Source organism: Actinophytocola sp. (genome assembly GCF_009379765.1).
Taxonomy (GTDB): domain Bacteria; phylum Actinomycetota; class Actinomycetes; order Mycobacteriales; family Pseudonocardiaceae; genus Actinophytocola.
Genome location: NZ_WHTD01000256.1, coordinates 1 through 8171 on the forward strand (window position 1 = coordinate 1; position 8171 = coordinate 8171).

Consider the following 8171-nt stretch of genomic DNA (forward strand, 5'->3'; position numbering starts at 1 on the left):
AAGGCGGAGGAAAGCCGCTCGTACTGGATGTACTTGGGCTTTTCTCCAACGCCGTAACACAGACAGGGGCCGCTGTTGGCCGCAGCGGCGTAAAGGTTTCAGGGTCACGTGACACTAGAGTGGGATGCATGGCGGACGAACTGCCGGACTGGGCGCCAACAACTGTTGACCTCGACAGGCCGAATGCCGCTCGGGTCTACGACTATCTCCTTGGTGGAGCATGCCACTTCGAGCACGATCGGGTGTTCGCGGACAAGCTGCTGGAGACCATTCCGGAGGCGAGGAACGCGGCCCGCCGCAACCGCGCCTTCCTGCGCCGGGCGGTCAAGCTCTGCGTCGGCCAAGGCATCCGCCAGTTCCTCGACATCGGGTCGGGCATCCCCACGGTCGGGAACGTGCACGAGATCGCCCAGAAGGCCGCCCCCGACGCCCGGGTGCTCTATGTCGACAACGAACCGGTCGCGGTGGCGCACAGCGAGCTGATCCTCAAGGACAACGACCTGGCCGACGCGGTGTTGGCCGACTTCTCGGACCCGGACACCATCCTCGGCTCCGCGCCCGCGCGACGGTTACTCGACTTCGACCAGCCCATCGCCGTGCTGTTGGCTGCCGTGCTGCATTTCGTCCCGGACTCCGCGAACCCACGCCACACCGTGGCACGGTATGTCGAGGGCATGGCCCCGGGAAGCTACCTCGTCCTCTCCCCCGCCGCACGTGTCACGGTGCAACGGTCGCAGGAGGGCTGGCAGATGTACGAGGAGAGCACGACGCCCGGCGGCGGCCGCACCATCGAACAGGTCACCGAGTTCATGACCGGCACCGAACTGCTGGAGCCGGGCGTGGTGTGGACACCGGAGTGGCGCCCCGAGGCGGACACCGACGTCGGCGACCACCCCGAGCTGTCGTTCGTCTACGCCGCGGTCGGCCACAAGCCGTAGCACCACGAGCGACCACGGTTCACGGCGTGCGGCGTGCGATGCCGACGCCCGGCGGGTTCAGGACCCTGGTGCGCAGCCCGCACAGACACCGACGCCGCGGGTCGCGCACCCGCCGGTCGCGGGTTCCGGGTGGTCTCTGCTGCCGCAGTCGTAGCAATTCGGTCTTTCTCCTGACTTTTGCGTGACGCAATTATGCGACCGGGCTATTGTTCGTGGTCGACGCTGCGACGGCCGCGGCCGCGGCGAACTGCGCGAAGGCCGCGACGACGGTGGTTCGGGCCTCGGGGTCGATCCGTCGCAGTACCGTCGACAGGACCTCGCGACGATCGTGGTCGACCTGGTCGACGATCTGCCGCCCCTTGGGTGTCGGCGCCAGCAGGATCTCCCGCTTGTTGAGCGGATTCTGCGCTCGCTGCAACAGCCCGACCGCGACCAGTCGCTCGCAGGCACGGGTGACCGACGACGGGTTGATGGCCAGCTCCGCGGCAACCACGCCCATGGTGATGGGGGTCCGCTCGGCGACCGTGCGCAGCGCGCGGAACTGGGTCAGGGTGAGCTCGGCGGTGATCTTCTCCACCGTCGAGTCGGCGATTCCGACCATCGCCCGCAGGACCGCCAACGCCGAATCGGCACCGTCACCAGTCGTGAATATTTGCGTCACGCAACTATAGTAAGTCATATGGACCCGGATCCGCACTACGCACACGACCTGGCTCTGCGCTCGTACGTCGAGGCAGTGGCCCGGCGACTCGGCGTCGAGCCCGCGGCGACGTGGACCGAGTACGGCCCGCCGTCCGCGGCCTACATCGCGCTGGCCAACCGCGCGGCCGAGTATCCGGGACGGTTCCTCATGTTGCAGTGGACCAGCGACCGCGGCTGGGCCCTCGCCGTCGAGCCCGAGGGAGCCGAGCGACCCATGGAGCTCGCGGCGTGGCCGGACACCGTTCGCCCGGATCCCGGCGAGCTGGTGGCCGACGTGCGACGAACGCTCACGCCCGTGCCCGGAGTCTCCGTCGGCCTGCCGGAAGGGGGACGGCCGTGCGCGCGCTGACCGTGGCACCCGGGCAACGGGGCTCGCTCCGGGTGTCCGACGTGCCCGATCCCGTGCCGGCACCGAACGAGCTGCTCGTCCAGGGCCTCGCCATCGGCGTGTGCGGGACGGACAAGGAGATCGTCGGCGGCGAGTACGGCTGGGCGCCGCCCGGGCAGGACCGGCTCGTGCTGGGCCACGAGTCCCTCGGTCGGGTGCTGACGAGCCCGCCGAACTCGAAGTTCGCCCCAGGAGACCTGGTTGTCGGGGTGGTTCGGCGGCCGGATCCGGTGCCGTGCGGGGCATGCGCGCGCGGCGAGTTCGACATGTGCCGCAACGGCCGCTACACCGAACGCGGGATCAAGGAGCTCGACGGCTACGGCAGCGAGCTGTGGCGCGTGGAAACCGACTACGCCGTGGCCCTCGACCCGCAGCTCGAGTCCGTCGGCACGCTGATGGAGCCGACGACGGTGGTGGCGAAGGCATGGGAACAGGTGCAGCGGGTCGGTGAGCGCGCCTGGTTCGACGCCAGCCGGGTGCTGGTGACCGGTGCCGGACCGATCGGTCTGCTCGCGGCCCTGCTCGGCGTGCAGCGCGGTCTGGACGTGCACGTGCTCGACCGGGTGACCGACGGCCCCAAGCCAGACCTGGTCAAGGCGCTCGGCGCGACCTACCACCACGACCCAGTCGACTCCGTGGCGGCGCGGATCGAGCCCGACGTGGTCATCGAGGCCACCGGCGCGGGTCAGGTCGTGTTCGACGCGCTGGCGAACACCGCGGCCTACGGAATCGTCTGCCTGACCGGTGTGTCCGCGGCCGGCCGCCGGGTCGGCGTGGACGCGGGCGCCATCAACCGCGAGCTGGTGCTGGAGAACGACGTCGTCGTCGGGTCGGTCAACGCCAACCTGCGCCACTACCAGCAGGCCGCCGAGGCACTGGCGACAGCCGACGTCGCGTGGTTGACCGAGCTGGTCAGCCGGCGGGTCCCGCTCACCCGGTTCGCCGACGCCTTCGCCACCCGGCCGGACGACGTCAAGGTCGTCATCACGCTCACCGACCACGCCTGAACAGAGGACGAACGGACATGGCCCCACCGATCGAGGACTACGCCCTGCTGGGCGACCTGCAGACCGCCGCACTGCTGTCCCGAACCGGCAGCATCGACTGGCTCTGCCTCCCCCGGTTCGACTCCCCGGCCTGCTTCGCGGCGCTGCTGGACGACGAGCGAGCCGGAAGCTGGCAGCTCGCCCCCACCACCGGAGGACCCGCCACCCGGCGTGGCTACCGCGGCGACTCGTTGATCATGAGCAGCGAGTGGGACACGCCCGAGGGCACGGTCCGCGTGCTCGACTTCATGCCCCCGCGCGGCGACGCGCCCGACGTGGTCCGCATCGTCGAGGGCGTCTCCGGTGCGGTGCCGATGCGGATGACCTTGCGGCCGCGGTTCCACTACGGCTCGGTCACCATGGGTTCGCTTCGAGGACGGGCAGTACGTCGCCGTCGCGGGACCGGACGCGGTATGGCTGCGCACCCCCGTGCACCTGCACCAGCACGACGCCGCGACCCACGCCGACTTCACCGTCTCCGCGGGAGACCGTGTTCCGTTCGTGTTCACCCACCACGCCTCGCACCTCCCCCGGCCCGACTCCGTCGTCGCGGACGACGCCCTCGCCGGCACGGAGTCCTTCTGGGCGGAATGGATCGCCCAGTGTCGGTACGACGGCCGGTGGCCGGAGGCCGTACGCCGGGCGTTGATCACCCTCAAGGCCCTGACCTACGCCCCGACCGGTGGCATCCTCGCCGCCGCGACCACCTCACTGCCCGAGCAGCTCGGCGGTACGCGCAACTGGGACTACCGCTACTGCTGGCTTCGCGACGCCACCTTCACCTTGCAGGCCCTCATCGGGACCGGGTTCACCACCGAGGCGCGCGAGTGGCGCGAATGGCTCGTCCGCGCGGTCGCGGGCGATCCGGCCGACCTCCAGATCATGTACGGGCTGGACGGCGCCCGCGGGCTGACGGAGACGACGCTCGACTGGCTGTCCGGGTACGAAGGATCCGCACCGGTCCGGGTCGGCAACGCCGCGGCCGACCAGTTCCAGCTCGATGTCTGGGGCGAGGTGCTCGACGGCCTGCACCTCGTCCGCGAGGCCGGGCTTCCGGTCTTCCACACCGCATGGGACCTGCAACGCGGGCTGCTCGACTTCCTCGAAGGGCACTGGGACCAGCCCGACAACAGCCTGTGGGAGGTTCGCGGCCCCCGCCGCCAGTTCGTGCACTCCAAGGTGATGGCCTGGGCCGGCGTCGACCGCGCCGTGCGCACCGTCGAACGCCACGGCCTCGTCGGTCCGACCCAGAGCTGGTGCCGGTTGCGCGACCGCATCCACGCCGATGTCTGTGCGCACGGCTACGACGCCGACCGCGGGACGTTCACCCAGTTCTACGGCTCCCGAGGCCTCGACGCCGCGCTGCTCCTCATCCCCCGCGTCGGGTTCCTGCCGTGGAGCGATCCGCGCGTCCGCGGCACGATCGAGGCCGTTCGCACGCATCTCGCCCACGACGGGTTCGTCCGGCGCTACGACACCGATGCCGACGGATGCGTCGACGGCCTACCCGGCGGCGAGGGCAGCTTTCTCGCCTGCACCTTCTGGCTCGCCGACGCGCTGCACGGCATCGGCCGCACCGATGAGGCACGCCGGCTCTTCGAGAAGGTTCTGGCCCTGCGCAACGATGTCGGCCTCCTCAGCGAGGAGTACGACGCGACCCTCGGCCGCCAGATCGGGAACGTCCCGCAGGCGTTCAGCATGGTCGGGCTCGTCAACACCGCCCGCCACCTGGAGGGCACCCCCATCACCACGCACACGAACCCGGGGCTTCCCGATCTTGTGCATCTCGTCCCCTGACCCGCGGGACGGGGACTCGCCGTACCCGAACCGGGGACCCGCGGGTCCGGAACGGGACCGGGTTGATGCCGAGCCGGTCGCACACCAGCAGGGTGACCGGCGCGATGAGCAGCACGGTGGTGACGTTGTCCAGGAACGCCGAGGCGACCGCGGTGATGAGCACCAGCAGGACCATGATCCGCAGCGGGGATCCCTTGGCGCGCTTGGCCGCCCAGATCGCGACGTACTCGAACACGCCGGTCCGGCGCAGTACCCCGACGATGATCATCATGCCGAGGTCACTCCGGCCGGGACGAGGGCCGGGTCGCGGGTGGGGTCAGGGCGAGCTGCAGCAGCCGGGACGCGGTGATCATGCCGACCATCTCCTCGCCGCGCATCACCGCCGCGAGCGGGCAGCGCAGCCTGGCCATCACCGCGGCCACCTCGACGATCGTGTCGTCGTCGTTCACCACCGCCAGCTCCGGCGCGTCGTTCGGCAGGAGTGCCCGAACCGTCTTGCCGCGCAGCTTGTCCGCGACCCGGTCGGCCATCGACTCCGACAGGACCCCGGCCAGCGACGGGTCGTCCTGCACGTAGCTCGGCACCAGGATCCGCACGACCTGCGACGCCGGCAGGATCGACAACGGCTTGCCAGCAGGGTCGCAGACCACCAGGCCGGGCAGCCGACGCTCCGCCAGCTGGGTCACCGCCGCCCAGGCGTCGGACTCCACGCCGACCACCGGAAAGTCCTCGGCCATCTCGTTCGCGTGCACGATCGCAGACTACGACGGTACGGACTCGGACGTGGTGCGACCGCATGCGACTCCCGGGAACGGTCGCGGACCCGCCCCGGTCAGGGACGGGACGCCGACCAGACTTCCCGGCACACCGCCCATCAAGATGCCGCAAAGACCCCGGCCAGGGCAACCGGATGAGCGCTACGACACCCGGACGCGGCACCAGACCCGCCGGGCGGACGGACCGGCGCGCGGGCATCCCGCGCAACGGCTGCCGCGGCTACAACCCCTTGACCGCGGCGACGAGCTTGCCGAGCGAGTCCTTCGCGTCGCCGAACAGCAGCGTCGTCTTCGGGTCGAACAGCAGCTCGTTCTCGATGCCCGCGAAGCCGGGGCGCATCGAGCGCTTGAGGAACACGATCGACTCGGCGTGCTCGACGTCGAGGATCGGCATGCCGTAGATCGGCGAGCCGGGCACCGCGTGCGCCGCCGGGTTCACCACGTCGTTCGCACCCACCACGAGCGCCACGTCCGTCGTGCGGAACTCCGGGTTGACCTCGACCATCTCCTTGAGCTTCTCGTAGGGGACGTCCGCCTCGGCCAGCAGCACGTTCATGTGGCCCGGCATCCGGCCGGCGACCGGGTGGATCGCATACACCACCTCGATGCCGCGTCGCTCCAGCTCGTCGGCGAGGTCGCGCAGCGTGTGCTGGGCCTGCGCCACCGCGAGCCCGTACCCGGGCGCCACGATCACCTTGCGGGCATAGGCGAGGAGGATCGCGACGTCCTGCGGGCCGGCCGAGCGGACCGGGCGGTTCGACTCCGCGGTACTGCCCAATGTGGACCCACCGGCGAACGCGCCGAACATGATGTTCACCAGTGATCGGCCCATGGCGTCGGCCATCATCTTGGTCAGCAGCGTGCCGGACGCGCCGACCAGCGTCCCGGCCACGATCAGCAGCACGTTGGACAGCACGTAACCACTCGCCGCCACGGTGATCCCGCTGAACGCGTTGAGCAAGGAGATGACGATCGGCACGTCCGCACCGCCGACCGGCAGCACCAGGAGGAGGCCGAGGCCGAGGGTCAGCACCGCGAGCAGGACGGCACCGACCACAGACCCGCCGAAGGTGACCCAGATCCCGGTGGCGAGCGAGCCCGCGACAGCCGCGACGGCCACCCAGCGCATGCCCGGGAAGATCATCGGCCGGCCGGTGACGAGCTCCTGCAGCTTGGCGAAGGTGAGCACCGAGCCGGAGAAGGTGATCGAGCCGATGAGGATCGTGAACGCGGTCACCGCGAGGTGCGCGACTCCGCCCATGTCACCGTCGCCGGTCCCCTCGGCCAGCTCCAGCAGCGCGACCAGCGCGCCGGCCGCGCCGCCGACGCCGTTGAACAGCGCCACCATCTGTGGCATCGCGGTCATCGCGACCCGCCGCGCGGCAACCGTGCCGATCGCGCCGCCGATCGCGATCGCGAGCAGGACGAGCACCAGGCGGTCCGGGCGTTCGTGGGCGAACACCACGAGCACGGCGACCAGCGCGCCGGCCGCACCGATCACGTTGCCCCGCCGAGCGGACTTCGGCGAGGACAACCCCTTGAGCGCGATGATGAAGCAGACCGCCGCGACGAGGTAGAGCAGGGCCGTCCAGGTCTCGTTCACGCCTGGGGCTCCCTCTCCTTGCGAGCCCGGCCCCGGCTCCGGAACATCCGCAGCATCCGGTCGGTCACCACGAACCCGCCGACGAGGTTGATCGTGGCGAGCACGATCGCCACCAGCTCGAGCACGAAGATCGCGGTGGACTCGGTGTGCGCGGCGACCGCGATGGTGCCGACCAGGACGATGCCGCTGATCGCGTTCGAGCCGGACATCAGCGGCGTGTGCAGGGTGGAGGACACCTTGGAGATGACCTCGTAGCCGACGAAGATCGCCAGCACGAAGACCGTGAGCAGCGCGATGCCGTCCATCTAGGACTTGTCCTCTCCGAGCAGTTCACGGGTCGGCGCGTGCCGGACCTCGCCGGCGTGGGTGACACAGCAGCCGGCGATGATCTCGTCGTCGAAGTCCGGGGCGATCGCGCCGTCGGAGTGCATGAGCAGCACCAGGTTGACGACGTTGGTGCTGTAGAGATGGCTCGCCTGGGCGGGCAGCTGGCTGGGCACGTTCGCCCCACCCCACACTGTCGCGCCGCCGATGGTGACCTCCTCCCCCGGCTTGGCGCCCTCGACGTTGCCACCCGACTCCGCCGCGAGGTCCACCACCACCGAGTCCGGCCGCATACCGGCGACCATGTCCGTGGTGACCAGCAGCGGCGCGGTCCGGCCGGGCACCGCGGCGGTGGTGATCAGCACGTCGGCATCCGCCACGTGCGGGGCGAGCAGCGCACGCTGCAGCCGCGAGCGCTCCTCGGTCATCTCCCGCGCGTAACCACCGGCACCCTCCAGCGTCGGCAGCTCCAGCTCGACGAACTCGGCACCGAGACTGCGCACCTCCTCCGCCGACGCCGCCCGCACGTCATAGGCCCGCACCTTCGCACCCAACCGGCGCGCGGTCGCGATCGCCTGCAGACCCGCCACACCCGCA

General features: G+C 70.4%; 8 protein-coding genes and 3 pseudogenes. 5 read left to right on the plus strand and 6 right to left on the minus strand.

Going from position 1 to position 8171, the window contains the following annotated elements:
- Positions 1 to 128 precede the first annotated feature (128 nt).
- Complete coding sequence (locus GEV28_RS41040) at positions 129 to 938, plus strand: SAM-dependent methyltransferase (RefSeq protein WP_291419609.1); 810 nt, start codon at positions 129 to 131, stop codon at positions 936 to 938.
- Between the two features lie 190 nt (positions 939 to 1128).
- Here GEV28_RS41040 and GEV28_RS41045 read toward each other — a convergent pair whose 3' ends face one another.
- A complete protein-coding gene (locus GEV28_RS41045) occupies positions 1129 to 1599 on the minus strand; it encodes a MarR family transcriptional regulator (protein WP_291419610.1) in 471 nt (156 codons plus the stop codon).
- Positions 1600 to 1617: 18 nt separating this feature from the next.
- Between GEV28_RS41045 and GEV28_RS41050 the strand changes: the two genes are divergently transcribed.
- The 4 genes and pseudogenes from GEV28_RS41050 (at position 1618) to GEV28_RS41065 (ending at position 4871) form a co-directional block, all read left to right on the plus strand.
- Positions 1618 to 1989, plus strand: a complete 372-nt coding sequence (locus tag GEV28_RS41050) for a DUF6292 family protein (RefSeq protein WP_291419612.1) — start codon at positions 1618 to 1620, stop codon at positions 1987 to 1989.
- The gene (locus tag GEV28_RS41055) at positions 1977 to 3035 is read left to right on the plus strand and encodes a glucose 1-dehydrogenase (RefSeq protein WP_291419614.1); all 1059 of its coding nucleotides are present in this window, start codon (positions 1977 to 1979) and stop codon (positions 3033 to 3035) included. The genes GEV28_RS41050 and GEV28_RS41055 overlap by 13 nt, the downstream gene beginning before the upstream one ends.
- Before the next feature lie 17 nt (positions 3036 to 3052).
- Positions 3053 to 3376 (plus strand): annotated as a pseudogene (locus GEV28_RS41060) (trehalase-like domain-containing protein); the annotation flags it as partial.
- A gap of 127 nt (positions 3377 to 3503) precedes the next feature.
- A complete protein-coding gene (locus GEV28_RS41065) occupies positions 3504 to 4871 on the plus strand; it encodes a glycoside hydrolase family 15 protein (RefSeq protein ID WP_291419616.1) in 1368 nt (455 codons plus the stop codon).
- Between the two features lie 49 nt (positions 4872 to 4920).
- Here GEV28_RS41065 and GEV28_RS41070 read toward each other — a convergent pair.
- The 5 genes and pseudogenes from GEV28_RS41070 to GEV28_RS41090 all read right to left on the minus strand — a co-directional run.
- Positions 4921 to 5148 (minus strand): annotated as a pseudogene (locus tag GEV28_RS41070) (SLC13 family permease); the annotation flags it as partial.
- 1 nt (position 5149) lies between these two features.
- Positions 5150 to 5623, minus strand: a complete 474-nt coding sequence (locus GEV28_RS41075) for a CBS domain-containing protein (RefSeq protein WP_291419618.1) — start codon at positions 5621 to 5623, stop codon at positions 5150 to 5152.
- Positions 5624 to 5867: 244 nt separating this feature from the next.
- A complete protein-coding gene (locus tag GEV28_RS41080) occupies positions 5868 to 7250 on the minus strand; it encodes an NAD(P)(+) transhydrogenase (Re/Si-specific) subunit beta (protein WP_291419620.1) in 1383 nt (460 codons plus the stop codon).
- Positions 7247 to 7555: an NAD(P) transhydrogenase subunit alpha gene (locus tag GEV28_RS41085; protein ID WP_291419622.1), complete on the minus strand. Its 309-nt coding sequence runs from the start codon at positions 7553 to 7555 to the stop codon at positions 7247 to 7249. The genes GEV28_RS41080 and GEV28_RS41085 overlap by 4 nt, the downstream gene beginning before the upstream one ends.
- Positions 7556 to 8171 (minus strand): annotated as a pseudogene (locus GEV28_RS41090) (NAD(P)(+) transhydrogenase (Re/Si-specific) subunit alpha); the annotation flags it as partial. It lies immediately after the preceding gene.